Here is a 17,385-nt window from a genome sequence, read left to right as displayed (position 1 = left end):
GAGTTCTTTTATCCTACATAAGCATCTAAGATAATTTGTTTTAGTTCACTAATTAATGGTTCTTTCGGATTTGCAGTTGTACATTGGTCTTCATATGCAAGTTCTGCCATACGATCAACCGTTGTGTCTAATGTTTCTTGTGAGACACCTTGGGCTTTCAAGTTCATGTCAATTCCGACTGATTTACCTAAGTCTGCTACTGCTGTTGCTAAAGCTTCTACTAATTCTGCGGTAGTATTTCCTTTTAAGCCTAAGAATTTTGCAATGTCTGCATAATCAGTATCGGCGCGGAAGTAATCATATTTAGGGAACATTGCGTGTTTTGATGGATCTTTCGCATTGTAACGAATAATATGTGGTAATAAAATCGCATTTGTACGACCATGTGGAATGCCATATTCCCCACCAATTTTATGAGCAATAGAGTGACAAATACCTAAGAATGCATTGGCAAATGCCATCCCTGCCATGGTTGATGCATTATGCATTTTTTCGCGAGATTCCATATCTGGACGTTTCACTGAATTTTCTAAATGATCGAAAACTAACTTGATTGCTTGTAAACTTAAACCACGTGTGTAATCTGAAGCCATCACGGAAACATAAGATTCAATAGCATGTGTTAAAACATCCATACCTGTATCTGCAGTGACTGAAGCTGGCACAGACATTACGAACTGTGGATCAACAATCGCTACATCTGGTGTTAACGCATAGTCTGCTAACGGATATTTCACGTGTGTTTCACTATCAGTAATAACGGCAAATGGTGTAACTTCTGAACCAGTTCCTGAAGTAGTTGGGATACAAACAAATTGTGTTTTTTCTGGTTTGGCAATTTTATATGTCCGTTTGCGGATATCTAAGAATTTTTGTTTTGCACCAAAGAACTCTGTATCTGGGTGTTCATAGAACATCCACATGCCTTTCGCCGCGTCCATTGCAGAACCGCCACCCAAGGCAATCACTGTATCTGGTTGGAAATCAACCATCATTTTGGTACCTGCATAAACAGTATTTGTTGATGGGTTTGGTTCAACATCAGAAAATACTTCGATTTTCACATCATTTTTACGTTTTTGTAGCTCTTTACGTACGATATCTGCATAGCCAAATTGAACCATACCTGGGTCACAAACTAACATGACACGTTCAACATTTTCCATTTTTTGTAGATATTGTAAAGAATTTTTTTCAAAGAAAATTTTTGGAGGTAATTTAAACCATTGCATATTATTTCTCCGTTTCGCTACCGTTTTAATATTAATTAAGTTAATGGCTGATACGTTTTTAGAAACAGAGTTTTTCCCGTATGAACCACAACCAAGTGTTAAAGATGGAATCATTTCGTTATAAATGTTACCGATACCGCCTTCTGCTGATGGAGTATTCACTAAAATACGACAAGCTTTCATACGTAAACCAAAAGCAACTTGTAACTCTTCATCTTCTGTATGAATTACTGCTGTATGTCCTAAACCACCTAAGTTTAACATCGCTTCACATAGTTCAAAAGCATGCTCTGCATTGTTTGATTTCATCATTGCTAAAACTGGCGATAATTTTTCTCTTGATAATGGATATTCTGGACCTGCACCTTCTAATTCAGCGACTAAAATTTTTGTGCCTTTTGGTACGCTAATTCCTGCTAATTCAGCAATTTTTTCTGCAGAGTTACCGACAATCGCTGGATTTACTGCGTATTTGCCTTCATTCATCACTGCATCTTCTAGTTTTTGTAATTCATTCGGTTTCACGAAGTAAACGTTATGTGCTTCAAACTCAGCTTTGACAGAAGCATAAATTTCTTTATCCACAATGACCGCTTGCTCAGAAGCACAAATCATTCCATTATCAAATGATTTTGAAACAATTAAATCATTAACCGCACGTTTTACTTTAGCCGTTTTTTCAATATAAGCTGGTACGTTCCCAGGACCAACGCCTAGTGCTGGTTTACCTGTTGAGTACGCAGATTTTACCATGCCTGCGCCACCAGTTGCTAAAACAATGGCAATCCCTGGATGATTCATCAAAGCAGATGTTGCATCAATCGATGGTTGTTCAATCCATTGAATACAATTTTCTGGTGCACCTGCTGCAATCGCCGCATCCCGTACAATACGTGCCGCTTCTGCCGAACATTTTTGTGCGCTAGGATGGAAAGCAAAAACAATTGGATTTCTTGTTTTTAAGGCAATTAGTGATTTAAAAATAGTTGTTGACGTTGGGTTCGTTGTTGGTGTGACCCCACATACCACGCCAACTGGCTCAGCAATTTCCATTAAGCCGGTTTGTTCGTCTTTGTTAATTACACCCACTGTTTTATCATGTTTAATATTATTCCAAATGTATTCAGATGCATACATATTTTTGATTGCTTTATCTTCATAGATTCCACGGCCAGTTTCTTCGACAGCCATTTTTGCTAAAGGCATATGTTGGTCTAACGCCGCCATCGCCATTTGATGGACAATGTGATCTACTTGTTCTTGTGTAAAATCTTCCATTGCTTTTAAAGCGACATTCGCTTTTGTTGCTAATTCATCAATCATTGATGAAACATCAACTGTTTCTGTCTTTTCTTTTTTTACTGTTTTAACCATGTTCATCCTCCTAAGAGTTTCATTTTAAAAAACTTTGTTAACTATTTCACATTCACATCATACAATATAAAATGAATCTTGTAAATAGTTTTTGTGATATTTTTCACAACTATTTATAATTTTTTTTATCTCAAAAAAAAAAGACCTATTCTTTTTTCTAGAATAAGTCTTCAATATCATGCCAGTCCCTTAAAGGATTTTTTGATGTCTGTGCCAATAATTGTTGATAGTCAAAAAATTCATTCGGCTTAACCTTCTGAATGTCTTTACGACAGTCTTTGACAGATAAATGGGTTTGTTTTTTCCAACGATAGGTGAGTAAATAAGTCAATAAATCTTCTTCGTTGATGGAAGAATAACCTAGTTCACGAAAATTTTGGCACTTCTTTTTAATACTTTTATTGAGCATTTTTTGTTGTAACCAACTTAATTTTTCCTTTGTCATGGGCTCTTCTCCTTCCAACCAAGCGAAAGATTGATCACTTTTTAACTATCTTCCAACACTATAAAAAGGAACCTTTTTTGTAAACTTAATAGTTAAAAAGGACTTAGGACGTAAGTCCAAATGACCTACCTTCCTAGTCCTACATTTTAAGATAAACGACACGAGCGGAATAGGAATTATCTCTTCTTATTGGCTTTCTCGTGTGACTACTGGTCACAGTTTCGCCTTTGAAAAGCCTGTTCCGCTCTCTTTAACCATTAAATGAATTAGTTGAATCGTTTAGTCTTTCTTTTCTTTTGAAGGATCTGATGTTTCAGGAACTTCAGTTACTTCTTCTGTGACTGTCTCTTCAACTTCTGTGACTGGTACACTAGTTACTGCTGAATCATTTGTAACGGCAGTTCCAGGTGTTACAGTTCGAATTGCTGCACGGTCAAATTCTAAGACAATACCTTCGCAATCGATTAAAACTGTTTTTTCGTTGATTTCACTTAAAACACCATGTAAACCACCAATTGTGACAACACTATCGCCAGTTTTCATTGCGTTTAGTTGTTTTTGACGTTCTTGCTGTTGTTTCTTTTGAGAACGTGTCATGAAAAACATCATTCCTCCTAAAAGGACTAATGTAAAAATCATTGTAAATCCGCCACCCATTTGTTTCACCTCACTCTGCATTATTCACACTACTAACTGTATCAAAAAAATGCTTGAAGAACTAGTTTTTTCCTCTAATTTTTAGAAACTTTTTGCATTCGCTTTATTAAAGCCATATTCTTCAAAAAACGCTTGTCGGAATTCTAATAAATTGTCGTCCATAATTGCTTGACGGACATTTTTCATTAAGTCTAACAAGAAGTATAAATTATGATACGATGTTAAACGGATTCCGAATGTTTCATCACATTTAATCAAATGACGAATATAGGCCCGCGTATAATTACGACAAACATAACAATCACATTTTTCATCAAGCGGACGAAAATCTCTTGCATATTGGGCATTTTTAACAACCAAGCGACCTTGTGAAGTCATACAAGTACCATTGCGCGCAATACGTGTTGGTAGCACACAATCAAACATGTCAATCCCACGAATCACTCCATCAATTAATGAATCAGGGGCACCCACACCCATTAAGTAACGTGGTTTATTTTCAGGAATTAACGGTGTCGTAAAGTCTAAGACTCGGTTCATTTCTTCCTTAGACTCACCAACAGATAAGCCACCAATCGAATAGCCAGGAAAATCCATACTCACTAAATCTTTGGCACTTTGACGACGTAAATCTTCAAATCCCGCACCTTGAACAATACCGAATAATCCCTGTCTATCAGGATTCGCATGGGCTTTTAAGCCACGCTCAGCCCAACGAGAAGTCCGTTCAATCGAGCGTTTGACATACTCATAGCTTTCATCAAATGGTGGACATTCATCAAAACTCATCATAATATCTGATCCTAATTTATTTTGAATATTGATCGCTTTTTCTGGAGAAAGGAACATTTTTGAACCATTTAAATGATTTCTAAAATGCACACCTTCTTCTTCGATTTTCCGCATATCACTTAATGAGAAGACTTGGAAGCCACCTGAATCAGTTAAAATAGGTTGATCCCAGTTCATAAATTTGTGTAAACCGCCTGCTTCTTCGACTAAATCTTCACCTGGGCGTAACCATAAATGGTAAGTATTACTTAAAATAACACCGGCACCCATTTCTTTTAATTCTTCTGGTGACATTGTTTTAACTGTCGCAAGTGTACCTACCGGCATAAACATTGGTGTTGGAAATGTGCCGTGAGGAGTAATTAATTCACCTAAACGCGCACCTGTGTGTTTATCTTTTTTGATTAAACGATAACGAATGGCTGGTTCCGTCATTCATTTCCCTACTTTCTACTATAATTTGTCCTCCCATCATCATACTTTTTTTTTATTGAATTTGCAAGGATTTCTCAAGGTTTCTTTTTTCAAAAAAGGATCCTTAAAAAACAGCAACTAGTTCAAATAATTCAAATGAGCTAGTTGCTGTTTGGCACTTATTTTGTCGCTGTATATTTTTCTAAATCTTGCATCGCTTTTTTCACAATTTCAGGGGTAATTTTTTGTTTCATATAATGAATCGTTTCGCCTTCTATACAAGCACGTTCTGCTACTTCTTGATACTCGGCTTCAGTTAAGTCCATCTCCATTTCTTTTAAAGAAATAGGCAAACCTAGTTGGTGATAGAAAGGAATCAATTCAGCGATTTCTTGCCATTTCTCTTCAATGGCTAATTGAACAAACACACCATACGCCACTTTGTTTCCATGCAATTGTCGATGGCTAGCTGGCAGCAAAGTTAGTGCATCATGAATGGAATGGGCACCTGCTGTCCGACCATAATCATCGCCAAAGCCACCCACCATTCCACCAATAATTAAATTCGTTTCGATGACATCAATAAACGATTGATTTAATTGCTGCTCTTCCATCGCTTTTAAAGCATTGATACTTTCATTTAACAAAATATCGCGACATTTTTCCGCGGCAAAATGAGAAACTTGAATAGGTAACACTTGGACATCTAACTGCGAAATAATCGCATCTGCTTCGTACCATTTAGCTAATGTATCCCCAATACCTGCCACCATTAAGGACCGAGGCGAATGCAATAACACTCTTGGTTCTACCAACACCAAAGCGTTTGCTTGCGGAAAAACGTCATACCGTTCCATTGCTCCATCTTCTCGATACATTACGCTCAATGGCGTGCACGGTGCACAAGTAGCTGCTAAAGTGGGTAAAATAATTACCGGTAACGCCATTTTGTGTGCTAAGGCTTTGCCCAAGTCGGCCACTTTTCCTCCACCAACAGCGACGATGGCCTCTAAATGATTGTCCAGCACTTGTGCTTCTAACTCTTGCACACGTTGATCTGTACAAACACCTCCATAGTTTTCAAAAACAGCTGTTACTTTTTGAAACGTCGGAAAATACGGTTTTGCCGCTTGCCATGACTCAGTCCCGTGTAAAATGAATACACGATGAATATTTCTGCATAATAGTTGTCCTTCTAATAATTCCCACGAACCAATTTCGCAAAGATACTCTTGTGGTGTCCCTCTCACAATTAATGATTGTTCCATCTTGAAAATCCCCTTCATTTTTGACTTTTGAAAATTTTTTTGAAAAAGTTGTATTTTTTCAACTCTACTACTTTTCCTTTTACATATTCTATGATATGATAAACCACATCATAACACAATAAATTTTTATACATTTATTCGCTTTTTTTGAATATTTATAAAAATAATACAAAAAGGAGTTTACGCAAATGACCAAATGTAAAAAATGGCTACAGACGATTTTACCAATTTTATTCTTGTTGCTCTCATTATTACCTATTAAAGAAACTTTTGCAGCCGAAAACGATCCAGTCTATGACAAAATCATCCAAAAGGGAGAACTAGTTGTCGGCTTATCCGCAGACTATGCCCCTTATGAATTTCATGCAAAAGTAGATGGTGAAGATAAAATTGTCGGTTTTGATATTTCTATTGCTCAAAAAATTGCCGACGATTTAGGCGTTAAATTAAAAATCGAAGAACTAGGCTTTGATGCTCTGTTAGGGGCCTTAAAAACTGGCAAGATTGACATGGTCATCTCTGGCATGTCGCCAACGCCTGAACGATTAAAAGAAGTAGCTTTTTCTCAACCATATATGAACGTTCAACAAAGAGTCATTGTTCGGAAAGAAGACAAAGATAAATTTCATTCCACTAAAGATTTCGAAGGCGTTCGTGCAGGTGCCCAAAAGCAAACGACACAAGAAGAATTAATTAAAACCGAATTAACCGGTGCTGTCCCTACTTCTCTTCAAAAAATTCCAGATTTAATTATGAATCTAAAAAATAATAAATTAGATGCAGTCGTTATGGAAGAACCGGTTGGCGAAGCCTATGTTTCTCAAAATGAGGATTTAGCTTTTGCTGATGTTACCTTTGAAAAAGGCTCAAAAGATACTGCCGTTGCTTTTCCTAAAGATGCGCCCGTTTTGACGGAGAAAGTAAATGCCTCTATTAAACAAATTAATGATCAAAAATTAATGGACGGTTATAAAAAAGAAGCCAATCAATTAATGTTCCAAAAAGATCAAAGCTTTTTACAAAAGTATGGAAAGTTCTACCTTAACGGTGCGGGCTATACCATTTTCCTAGCTTTCATTGGTGTTTTGTTTGGTGCCATTTTAGGGGCATTACTTGCCTTAATGAAGTTAGCCAATTCCAAAATTTTACGTGGCATTGCCATTGCTTATATTGAATATGTTCGTGGCACTCCTTTGCTTGTTCAAATTTTTATTGTCTATTTCGGGACAGGCGTTCTTGGTTTAGACTTATCAAAAGTAGCAGCTGGTTGTATTGCTCTTTCTTTAAACAGTGGTGCATATGTAGCAGAAATTATTCGTGCTGGTATTCAGGCAGTTAATAAAGGACAATTGGAAGCTGCTCGTTCTTTGGGAATGAATCAAAACCAAGCAATGCGATACATCATTTTCCCACAAGCTATTAAAAATATTTTACCAGCGTTAGGCAATGAATTTGTTACAGTAATTAAAGAATCTTCCGTTGTTTCAGTCATTGGTGTTTCAGAACTAATTTTCCAAGCTGGCAACGTTCAAGGAGCAAGTTTTAAACCCTTCTTACCTTACTTAATTGTATCGTTGATTTATTTCGTCCTAACCTTTACTATCTCGCGTCTATTAGGTGTTGCTGAAAGGAGAATGAGTACTAGTGATTAACATTAAAAACTTACAGAAAACATTTGGAAAAAATGAAGTACTTAAAGGAATTGACTTAGAAATTGAAGCTGGTGAAGTTGTCGTAATTATTGGCCCTTCTGGCAGTGGTAAAAGTACTTTTTTACGTTGCCTGAACTTATTAGAAACACCAACTGGTGGCAGCGTTGAATTTGAAGGAAAAAATTTATTAGATAAAAATACCAACATTGATCAACTTCGTCAAAAAATGGGAATGGTATTCCAAAATTTCAATCTTTTCCCGCATAAAAATGTCTTGGAAAACTTAACGATTAGTCCTGTTAAAGTAAAAAAAGAAGCCGCTGCTGAAGCCACAGAACATGCTCTTTCTTTACTGGAACAAGTTGGTTTATCAGATAAAAAAGAAAATTATCCCGCTCAACTTTCTGGTGGGCAACAACAACGGGTAGCGATTGCTCGTGCTTTAGCCATGCGCCCTGACGTGATGCTGTTCGATGAACCAACTTCTGCCTTAGACCCTGAAATGGTGGGCGAAGTGCTATCCGTTATGAAAAATTTAGCTATTGAAGGGATGACAATGGTGGTGGTTACCCACGAAATGGGCTTCGCAAAAGAAGTTGCGGACCGTGTCATTTTTATGGATGCAGGAATCATTCAAGAAGAAGGCACACCTGAAGAAATTTTTGATGCGCCACAAAACCCAAGAACACAAGATTTTCTAAGAAAAGTTTTATAAAAAGGAGCACCTGGTATGGATCGCAAGAATATCGCAACACGTTACCAACAACCTACTGAAAATTTACTCATGGATATTGCAACATTGGCGAAAAAGACCCCAAATTTAATCGATTTATCGATTGGTGACCCTGACTTAATTACCGATGAGCGGATTATCGAACAAGCAGCTAACGATGCCAAAAATGGGCATACAAAATATACCGCTTCTGATGGTAGCGAGGCATTCATTGAGGCGGTCATTCAGTTTTATCAGTCACATTATCAATTATCTTTTCAACCGAATCAAGTCCGGGCCACAGTTGGCGCTCTGCACGGAATGTACCTTGCCTTACAAGTGATTCTAAATCCTGGAGATGAAGTGATTATTCATGAACCTTATTTCTCTCCTTATAAAGACCAAGTCCTTTTAGCAGATGGCGTTCCGGTCTTTTTACCAACCTATGAAGAAGATGGTTTCCAAATTGATGTAGCTCTTTTGAAAGAAAAAATCACGCCTAAAACCAAAGCGATTATTCTTAATTCACCGAATAACCCAACAGGCGCTGTTTTCTCTGAAGAAACTTTCAGAGAAATCGCACAGGTAGCGATTGAACACAACTTATACATTCTTTCAGATGAAGTTTATGAAGCCTTTTGTTTCCAAGAAACGTTTACTCCCATGGCTACGTTTGCTCCAGAAAATACTATCACTTTTGGTAGCTTTTCAAAAGCCTTTGCAATGACTGGTTGGCGTATTGGTTATATGATTGCCCCAGACTATATTAACGAAGTAGCCAAATTAATTAATGAAGGCGTTACGTATTCTGCGCCTACGTTGTCACAGCAAGCAGGAATCTATGCGTTACAACATTTTGACGAATTTGTAGACCCAATCGTTGAAGTGTTCCAAACACGTTTAGAGTATGTGGCCCAACGAGTAGCAAAGATTCCTTTCCTTTCGCTTCATCCAGTCAAAGGAAGTATTTACGCCTTCATTAATATTCAAAAAACTGGACTAACTTCCGTTCCTTTTGTGGAAAAGCTTTTAAAAGAGACACAGGTATTAGTGATTCCTGGAAAAGCATTTGGTGAAACAACGGGCGATGAGTACATTCGTTTAGCCGCAACACAAAATTTAGATTTATTAAAGGAAGCGTTCGATCGAATTGAAAGAATGACCTTTGAATAAAAAAAGCTTCTGCATTAGCTAATAATCATAGCTAATGCAGAAGCTTTTTAGATTTCTTCTATCAATTCAATCGCTTGCCCACCAACATGCGGTGGAATTGACATAGTCATCGGCGGCAAGCCCACGACTGTGAAACGGACTTTGGTCCCTTTTTTCAAGTGAGACAGTGGGATACTTTCCTCTAACTGTTCAACAAGTATGTTTAAAATTACCCCATGAGAAAATAAGGGAACAATGGATTCTGGATCACTTTCTGCTTGGATATTTTCTAAATGTAATCGCATTGACAATGGCTGCGTCTCATTTAACACACCAGCCTCTGCTAATTTCCCTGTAAAAACAGCAAGTTTTTCAGTCATTTGTTTGCCTCCTTTTTAAACATCATATTGAAGAGAATTAATTCCATCCCCTAAAAATTCTGAAGCGTTGTTAAATTCGGCAGGATCATATTTGGTATAGGAAACTTGTAATGTCAAAGTAATATTTCTTAAGGTTTCAGAATGGGTAAATTTCTCTTGAGCTTGTTGTTTGAATTCTTTTCTAGTAGTGTATCCGTCATCCCCATCGCGGAAAATTAATAACGCCCAAGTCGGCGGTGTGCCGTCGATAAAGTATGGTAAGAAGCGATCATCCGTTGTCTCTTTAATCGCCGCTGTCACGATTTGTAGCAATTCATTTTTTTGTTCAGGACTTAATAAGTTACGAATACTTTCCCAATAGGCCACTCGGATCACGACTAAATATAACGGCGCTTCATAACGTGTAGAAATATCAGAAAATAAATCGAATCCTTCCTCGTACATTTTTGCTGTTCTTAAATTAGTTACTGCATCTAACGCATTTAACCGTGAAGTTTCTTTACGTAAGCGAATATTTTCTTCTTCAATCGTACGAATTTGATAAGTCACTGCATAGATTGTTAAACAGTAGAGCGGCGGCATGATTAGCCAAAATAATGAGCCATAGCTAAACAAATCATGATAGACATACTGATATACAACATAAGTCAATTGTAGAAAAATAAATATAAGCGAAAATGTTAACCCCGCTGTAATTCCTACAAAATAGGTAACGATAATTAAGATAACTGAAATTAATAGACAACTTAAGTCCACAAAGAAATCATTCGTTCCTAAGGCCATAAAGATGGTTGTGCCGACAACCAAAACAATTCCTACCAACAAAGTTAAATCCAAAAGTAAGGTCACTCGTTTTTGATTCACTCTATTCCCCACCTTTCAAATTCTTCTTCACGATGAAGAACGCACTTAATCCAATAATAGTCATACCAATTAAGAAGACAAATAGATAAATCATTAATTTATGATTATTGACAATTCGTTTACCTAATGATTCGTTGCTAACGTTGCTTACACGTTTTTTGAAACGATAATCATAGCGACGATAGTTCGGATCGACCACAATGGCATCTCCTTTGTACATAGAAGTATTCTTCTCTGTATTCACTTGTGTAGAGGCTAAAAAGACACCTTGTGATTTAGCTCCTGTTAAGATTAACGCCGCGGCTTTCGCATTATATGGAGAAAACATTAACTGCGCCGTACCGATTTGTTTACCATAATCTTTTTCAATGCTCAGTTTCTCGTTTGAAACAAAACGTGTGAAGTCCTTATCATAATGGAAATATAACTGATCGTTTAACTTACGAATCATCGGATTATCCTTAGGCGTACCAAAAATAATCAAGTTATGATTTTCTAATGCCGCATTTTTAGGCGCTTTTTTATAATACGTAATCTCACCGACATTACTTTCGGCATAATTACCAATTAAGTTAAATAAATTGGTCAACACTTTAAAATAGTTGTCGTCCATTTTTTCTGGTAATAAAATCGCTAAATCAGCAAAAGAACGGCTTCTGATAAAAATGTTCGGATAGTTGTTAAATAATATGTCATTCAGTTCTTCTGTTTGAATAAACGCATTCGAATTATTTTCAATAAAGGCCCATGGAGTCTGACCATTTCGTAAAACTTCTGGTGATTTAACATTCAAATCAAAAGCAACTTTTAAAACAAAACTATCAGCAATTTCTAAGTTCTTTGGAAATTCGAGATTTAATTCATCACCGTTTGCACGAGCAGCGCTTAATTTCTTGCTGCCAATTGGTTTATCATTGGCGTAAACCGTCACTAAAGAAGAATCAAAATCTAAGTTTTCAGCGTATTTAAAATGTAAATGCACGCGACTTCCATTGGCATTGTTTCGATCCACTGGTAAATTGACAAAGTACGTTTGTTCTTGGTGATAAGCCCCTTCTAGTTTGTCCCCCGTTGAGGTTAATGGATAATTTCCATCAAATTCTAAAGTTGAACTAAACGTATCGGTATTCTCATCAACTGTTGTCTCTTCTTTATCTGTTTGGGTCATTAATTCATAATTGGCTAAATAACGTCCCGCACGAACAAGTAAGTCCTCATCTTTAGAAGTAGCTACTAAAACATGCTTATCTGGTTGATTGAAAAATTTTAAGACAGCCTGGTCTTCCACGCGTTTGCTATCAATTTGACTTTTATACTGATCTGGTAATTTATCATAGCTGGCAATAATCAACTGATAGGGTGCTGACTGTTCTTTGTTCAAAGAAGCCATTGGCAACAATTCTTCTGAGGTAGTAATCAAACGAGCAGCACCAGCTAACGCATGGGTCGCTGCAGCTAATTCTTTTTCCGATGCATTTTCTGGTGTCAAAATAACACTGTGTTTATTCGCAATCGTGTCTGCTCCTACAAAATGATTATAAAAAGAATGAATTGTATTCTCTGGTAGTTGTAAATCGTATTGGAAGTTTACGTTAGATCCTTCATACATCGTTAACCAATTTGCCGGAGTTTCAATTAAATTATACATGTCGTTTCCTGCCTGATTAATAATTTGGCCTTCAACAGTCAATGTATTTGTCTCTTTAATCAGTTCCAAAGGGATTTCAATCGTCTTTTGTTGAATACCAGTCGTATTTTCAGGACGCCAAGAATAAAACTTCACACCATTAACTGCCACAGTTAAATCTGAGGTCTGATTATTTTTTAATTGTGTGATTTGGTAAGTCATATTGAATGATGCTTTTTTTACGTCCCAATAATCAATTTTTGTAAAATACATGGTGCTACGGACAGAAGTACCTGTTAAAGAGATTGTTTTATTTTGAAAAGGTTGTGTAAAGGTATGGTTGTCTTGTTCTTTGTTTTCGGCGTATACGGTCGGACTTGCGACACCAATCAGAATTGCCAGAAAGAACAACCCTATTAAAGTGACTGTTTTTTGTTTCATTGCACGTTTCCTCCTTATTTAAATCGTTCAGTTTTGTACCATTTTGTTTGTGTTTGTTTATGAAAAACATTTTCTTTAATATACATCACCATGCCATAAGCGGCGACTACTAGCCACATCTGACTGTATGTAATATACATCAAGGCAATAATTAAGATATTCTCTAAAGTCATTTCGCCTTTCTCGGTTGTAATACTGACAAAAGTACTGAAAATAAATAACAAAATCGCTAACAACCACAAGGAATTGCTAAATCCTTGCAGGGTCGTTGTTAAGTAACCAGACATTGATAAAACTAACATGATGTCTGACAAAACGAGCGATGTCATTAAGAGAAAATAAATGGACAAGAAATATAAAATATCAAAACGGATCCGACTCGCTTTAGGATTAAACAATAATTTAGCATTTTTAACAATGACATAAATATTGCCTTTGACCCATCGCGTCCGTTGTCGGAACCAAACTGACAAAGTTTGTGGCTCTTGCTCCCACGTCACTGCTTTTGGTTGAAACTTAATTTTATAGCCCATCATATAGATGCGGAAACTGATTTCTGTATCTTCGGCTAACGCTTTGTCATCCCAGCCGCCAATGGCTTCAATAATACTACGACGAACAATGAAATTTGTGCCAGGAATCGTGCATAACTTAAATAATTGAAAACGACCGGCTTGTGCCATCCATTGAAAGGCAAGTGTTTCGATATTAATAAAGCGTGTCAACAGGCTTGCATTGCGATTTCTCGTTCTAAATTTACCAATAACCGCGCCGTATTCCTCACTAGCAATTAACTCTCCAACTAAATAACGGAGTGCATTCGGTTCAGGTGTATTGTCCGCATCATAAATGGCAATCACGTCCCCCTTGGCTTGCTTGAAACCAATGTTTAAGGCATTAGACTTACCTTTACCACCTGTTATATTGTCTGTATTAATAATCTGCAAATTTCGATTAACCGCCTTTTTTTGGACGTTAGCTAAAAGCTCGGCACTATTATCACTTGAGTTGTCATTAATCACAATAATTTCATAGCGATCTTGCGGATAATTAAAATTCAATAACGCTTCAACTGTTCGCACAATGACAATTCCTTCATTATGGGCCGGCACCATAATTGAAACAAACGGCGCGTCTTCGTCCTCTACAGGTGGTGGTGCGACAGGATCTGTTTTTAAATAATAAACATAGCCAAAAATAACTAAGAGAATATTTACAATTAGTAGACTCCAAATAATGATAGTTGCTGTTAACATTACAATGTCAGCAATGGTCATTTGTCTTCCTCCTTATTAATATATTTCGACCGATAATTCTTTCGTCCAATCATAAACAAAATAATCAGGATGATTAAAGTCAGTGTCACAACGCCAATCAAAATATTGTTTGTGATACTGAAAAAGAATGAAAATAACCCTGTAAATCGTTGTTTTTCAACTGTTGAAGCCCCTGTATCAGCCAAACCATTGACAATTTGATTGTTTAAGAAGAACCGATTATTCCGAAATTCGATTTTCTGCGTTTGTGTTTGAACAGTGAAATGTTGATCCGCTTCTGAAACACTAAACACTATTGGTGCTTCCTTGACTTCTTGAATTAGATGATCCACTTCTTTTTTAGAATTTGGAAATGAAAAACTAATGGTGGTCGGCATTGGAAATCGATAGTCATTCGGATTATCTTTATCCGTCCATTCAATCCCCGATAAATAATCATACGGTAAATCAAACAAAGCATTCTTATAAGTGATTGATTCTCCCGTTTGGTTCCGATAAAAAACGCGTTCAATCGGCGGATTTTCTCTTAGAATCACTGTATCACTAATTGCTAGACCATCCTCTTGGTATTGAAGGTCTTGATTCCAGTATCCTGGAGCAGAAATGCCTACTGGATAGACATGTCTGTCGACCAATAAACTAATCTGCTGCTCCATCAATTGTTTCAAAGCACGTTGGTCATTTAAATCAACATTGTTAACGACCGGTGTTTCTAAGAAAATAACCCCCGTCGAAGCAAACGCACGTAACGCATTCGTAAATAGTTTATAAGGTAAAATCGTATTGTTTTGTGAAACGCTCGTACTGGATAAAATATAAGGATACGTGGTTTTAACTAATTCTTCTTGCAAATAGGTTGCCACAGACATATCTCTTAACGGGTTAAAATCAGAAATCGTCAAAAACGGCCGTGACATTTTTTCACTTTCCAGCCATTGACTAATTACGTCTAAGCTTTCTAAAAAAACAGCGCCTTTGCGTTCAAACATTGGTAGAAAAGCATGCCCATTCTCAATTACACCAAATGGATATTCTTCTGGTGCTAATTCTTGTGTTTTTAATCGGCCAACCGTCTGACCTTGCGTATTTTCCAGCACAACTGATTGATCTTGAAAAGGCAATACTTGAGAAAAACGGTTTTTTTCATCTTCTAACCGATATTGACGATGACTTAATTCTTTCCACGTACCGCTAAAATATTGTTTTTCATCGTCACGCATGTTTCGACCAATGTGTAATTGTTTGCCTTTAAAATGAACTCGATCTGCTAGAAAATCAGAGGCAATAACGCCGGCTTGTTCAGGCCAATTCACCATAGAAATCAAACTGTCATAGCCATCATTTAGCAATTCTCCAGGCACATAGTCTGACACCGCCACACTCTGAACTTCTACTCCAAAACTCGTCAACACTCGTTGTAAAGCATCCACATCATTTTCTTTTTTCCCAGCAATATTCAAGCTGTCATAGACAAGTAAGACATGTTTACTTGGTGCAGCCAGCGCCGGTTTGGCAAAGCCACAAAAAACGAAAAAGAGTAAGAAACACACCCAGCCAATAAGATATTGTTTATTTTTCAATTCCCTCTACCTCCCCAATGACTTGTGGTGTTGTATCTTGCCACATTCGTTTACCAATAACATCAGAAACAATTTGTAACAAGAGAAAATCTAAAAATACTGAGACTAAAAACAAATGACGTACTAAGTCACTATCCCCATCAATAATAATTGTTGAAATGAAAACAACTAATAAATTTAGATAAATTCCTGTCATTAAAAAGAAGCGAAAAACTAATCTGGGTTCGTTTCTCTTGAGTCCTCTGTATAAACCAACGCCATATAAACCAAACAGAATCACGCCTAATAATAGATAGAAAGCAAAGTTTTTAGGAAAAAAACTGGCTTTAATACGGTTATACACCATAAAAAATTTAGATTGTTCCAGCGGTGCACGCCCCGTCGTTTTCTCAAAATTCCCCACATTATTAGGCTTTACTAAGTAAACATTTGGGACCGCTGAATTCAGTCCTTGCCATAATTCAGATGGATAATTTAAATAATTCAATAACACCCATCCAAAACTCGTTTTATCAAAAAAATCTTTTTTCATTTGTTCAGAAGTTGGTGATACAGGACTGTATTCTTCAAAGTAGGAACGTCCCTTTTGCAACCCATATTGCGGGTTGATTCCGCCCTCTGACATCCGTTTATCCGGAACCTTACTATCCTTCATTACACCGCGCGTCATGCTGTGGTAGACATCACGTTCATAGATATCGTTAGGAACGATAAAAGCTGCTAACGTTGTAAAACCAATCAACGCAATTAAAAAGGCCGTCATTGACAATCGTTGGTAACGTTGTGACAAGTAGACAAAAAATCCTAATCCAGCAATAATTACGCCAATAATCAGCAAATATTCTTGGCGTGTTGTCCCTATTAAAAGTACTACTGCTTGTGCCAAGATAACCAAAACTATTCTTCTGAGCCAAGTTCGTGGTTTCGTCACCCGATAAAAATAGACTGAAAATGCTAAGACACTCACAGAAAGTAAAAAACTCGTCGCTTCTGTATAAAAGGAATTAAAATAAATCGTATAGGAGGTATCTCCCAAGATGAAAATAACCAACAAAGAGATAAGATAACTTTTTTTCAAAGACACGCCTTCGGTTAAGCCTCGTACCAGAATATAAATTGACACTAAAAAACAACTAAGATAAACGAAACCTAAGAAACGAATATCGAAAAGTGTTTGACTATAAAAAAGTTTATTAAGCCAAATGGCAATGGTGATGAAAAATTGTTGAGTGGAAACAAAGTGCGTCGTTGTTTCATTAAAATAACGCATAATTGAAAAGTCCTTAACAAAATAGGCCACATTGTCGTAGCTATCACCATTGACACGATAAAGACTATTTGAATTTAACACACGAAAATACTCGCCATTATCTCCCAAACCATTAATCGGATAAACGAATAACAAAATGCTTGTCACTAACCCAATCCCTAAAACGGCCAAAAGACTTGGAGAAATATAACGACTCAACCATTCAAAAGCCGAGTTCATGTATATTTTGATCTTTTCCATGCTTTCAC

At 36.8% G+C, this 17,385-nt stretch carries 14 protein-coding genes; 3 read left to right on the top strand and 11 right to left on the bottom strand.

Annotated elements, in window-relative coordinates; genetic code table 11:
• Positions 1-8: 8 nt before the first annotated feature.
• The 5 genes from adhE to IGL56_RS03265 form a co-directional block, all read right to left on the bottom strand.
• Positions 9-2,606 carry a bifunctional acetaldehyde-CoA/alcohol dehydrogenase gene (gene adhE, locus IGL56_RS03285; protein WP_002388933.1) on the bottom strand — a complete coding sequence of 866 codons (2,598 nt, stop codon included), beginning with the start codon at positions 2,604-2,606 and terminating at the stop codon, positions 9-11.
• Between the two features lie 157 nt (positions 2,607-2,763).
• Positions 2,764-3,069: a post-transcriptional regulator gene (locus IGL56_RS03280; protein ID WP_002355774.1), complete on the bottom strand. Its 306-nt coding sequence runs from the start codon at positions 3,067-3,069 to the stop codon at positions 2,764-2,766.
• Positions 3,070-3,330: 261 nt separating this feature from the next.
• Positions 3,331-3,729, bottom strand: coding sequence for a preprotein translocase subunit YajC (gene yajC, locus IGL56_RS03275; RefSeq protein ID WP_002383336.1), 399 nt, complete (start codon positions 3,727-3,729; stop codon positions 3,331-3,333).
• Positions 3,730-3,789: 60 nt separating this feature from the next.
• Positions 3,790-4,935, bottom strand: a complete 1,146-nt coding sequence (gene tgt, locus IGL56_RS03270) for a tRNA guanosine(34) transglycosylase Tgt (RefSeq protein WP_002355772.1) — start codon at positions 4,933-4,935, stop codon at positions 3,790-3,792.
• 158 nt (positions 4,936-5,093) lie between these two features.
• Positions 5,094-6,200: an iron-containing alcohol dehydrogenase family protein gene (locus IGL56_RS03265; RefSeq protein WP_002355771.1), complete on the bottom strand. Its 1,107-nt coding sequence runs from the start codon at positions 6,198-6,200 to the stop codon at positions 5,094-5,096.
• A 170-nt stretch (positions 6,201-6,370) separates the two neighbouring features.
• Between IGL56_RS03265 and IGL56_RS03260 the strand changes: the two genes are divergently transcribed.
• From IGL56_RS03260 to IGL56_RS03250, 3 genes are read left to right on the top strand one after another with little or no spacing between them, the layout of a single operon-like run.
• Positions 6,371-7,834 carry an ABC transporter permease subunit gene (locus IGL56_RS03260; RefSeq protein WP_002355770.1) on the top strand — a complete coding sequence of 488 codons (1,464 nt, stop codon included), beginning with the start codon at positions 6,371-6,373 and terminating at the stop codon, positions 7,832-7,834.
• The gene (locus IGL56_RS03255) at positions 7,827-8,549 is read left to right on the top strand and encodes an amino acid ABC transporter ATP-binding protein (protein WP_002355769.1); all 723 of its coding nucleotides are present in this window, start codon (positions 7,827-7,829) and stop codon (positions 8,547-8,549) included. Before IGL56_RS03260 ends, IGL56_RS03255 begins: the two co-directional genes overlap by 8 nt.
• Positions 8,550-8,564: 15 nt before the next feature.
• Positions 8,565-9,719 (top strand): pyridoxal phosphate-dependent aminotransferase, encoded by a 1,155-nt coding sequence (locus IGL56_RS03250; RefSeq protein ID WP_002355768.1) that lies wholly within the window; start codon positions 8,565-8,567, stop codon positions 9,717-9,719.
• A 47-nt stretch (positions 9,720-9,766) separates the two neighbouring features.
• On the opposite strand, the gene IGL56_RS03245 is transcribed toward IGL56_RS03250, so the two are convergent.
• From IGL56_RS03245 to IGL56_RS03220, 6 genes are read right to left on the bottom strand one after another with little or no spacing between them, the layout of a single operon-like run.
• Positions 9,767-10,078: a hypothetical protein gene (locus IGL56_RS03245; protein ID WP_002355767.1), complete on the bottom strand. Its 312-nt coding sequence runs from the start codon at positions 10,076-10,078 to the stop codon at positions 9,767-9,769.
• A gap of 15 nt (positions 10,079-10,093) precedes the next feature.
• Entirely contained in the window at positions 10,094-10,954 is an 861-nt protein-coding gene (locus IGL56_RS03240; RefSeq protein WP_002386179.1) for a hypothetical protein, read from the bottom strand.
• Positions 10,944-13,010 (bottom strand): cellulose biosynthesis cyclic di-GMP-binding regulatory protein BcsB, encoded by a 2,067-nt coding sequence (locus tag IGL56_RS03235; RefSeq protein ID WP_002355765.1) that lies wholly within the window; start codon positions 13,008-13,010, stop codon positions 10,944-10,946. Before IGL56_RS03235 ends, IGL56_RS03240 begins: the two co-directional genes overlap by 11 nt.
• A 14-nt stretch (positions 13,011-13,024) precedes the next feature.
• The gene (locus IGL56_RS03230; protein WP_002355764.1) at positions 13,025-14,287 is read right to left on the bottom strand and encodes a glycosyltransferase; all 1,263 of its coding nucleotides are present in this window, start codon (positions 14,285-14,287) and stop codon (positions 13,025-13,027) included.
• Positions 14,284-15,867, bottom strand: coding sequence for a hypothetical protein (locus IGL56_RS03225; RefSeq protein ID WP_002355763.1), 1,584 nt, complete (start codon positions 15,865-15,867; stop codon positions 14,284-14,286). Before IGL56_RS03225 ends, IGL56_RS03230 begins: the two co-directional genes overlap by 4 nt.
• Positions 15,857-17,377 carry a hypothetical protein gene (locus IGL56_RS03220; protein ID WP_065813798.1) on the bottom strand — a complete coding sequence of 507 codons (1,521 nt, stop codon included), beginning with the start codon at positions 17,375-17,377 and terminating at the stop codon, positions 15,857-15,859. The genes IGL56_RS03225 and IGL56_RS03220 overlap by 11 nt, the downstream gene beginning before the upstream one ends.
• Positions 17,378-17,385 lie beyond the last annotated feature (8 nt).

Source organism: Enterococcus sp. DIV1316a, assembly GCF_050536915.1.
GTDB lineage: Bacteria > Bacillota > Bacilli > Lactobacillales > Enterococcaceae > Enterococcus > Enterococcus faecalis.
The sequence above is the reverse complement of the archived record's forward strand: the minus strand, read 5'-3'. Positions and strand labels throughout refer to the sequence as shown.

What these genes read in the sequence shown, in the direction of transcription:
- adhE (WP_002388933.1), bottom strand. Translation starts at nt 2,606, where the DNA reads ATGGTTAAAACAGTAAAAAAAGAAAAGACAGAAACAGTTGATGTTTCA.
- yajC (WP_002383336.1), bottom strand. Translation starts at nt 3,729, where the DNA reads ATGCAGAGTGAGGTGAAACAAATGGGTGGCGGATTTACAATGATTTTT.
- tgt (WP_002355772.1), bottom strand. Translation starts at nt 4,935, where the DNA reads ATGACGGAACCAGCCATTCGTTATCGTTTAATCAAAAAAGATAAACAC.
- IGL56_RS03265 (WP_002355771.1), bottom strand. Translation starts at nt 6,200, where the DNA reads ATGAAGGGGATTTTCAAGATGGAACAATCATTAATTGTGAGAGGGACA.
- IGL56_RS03260 (WP_002355770.1), top strand. Translation starts at nt 6,371, where the DNA reads ATGACCAAATGTAAAAAATGGCTACAGACGATTTTACCAATTTTATTC.
- IGL56_RS03250 (WP_002355768.1), top strand. Translation starts at nt 8,565, where the DNA reads ATGGATCGCAAGAATATCGCAACACGTTACCAACAACCTACTGAAAAT.
- IGL56_RS03245 (WP_002355767.1), bottom strand. Translation starts at nt 10,078, where the DNA reads ATGACTGAAAAACTTGCTGTTTTTACAGGGAAATTAGCAGAGGCTGGT.
- IGL56_RS03235 (WP_002355765.1), bottom strand. Translation starts at nt 13,010, where the DNA reads ATGAAACAAAAAACAGTCACTTTAATAGGGTTGTTCTTTCTGGCAATT.
- IGL56_RS03230 (WP_002355764.1), bottom strand. Translation starts at nt 14,287, where the DNA reads ATGACCATTGCTGACATTGTAATGTTAACAGCAACTATCATTATTTGG.
- IGL56_RS03220 (WP_065813798.1), bottom strand. Translation starts at nt 17,377, where the DNA reads ATGGAAAAGATCAAAATATACATGAACTCGGCTTTTGAATGGTTGAGT.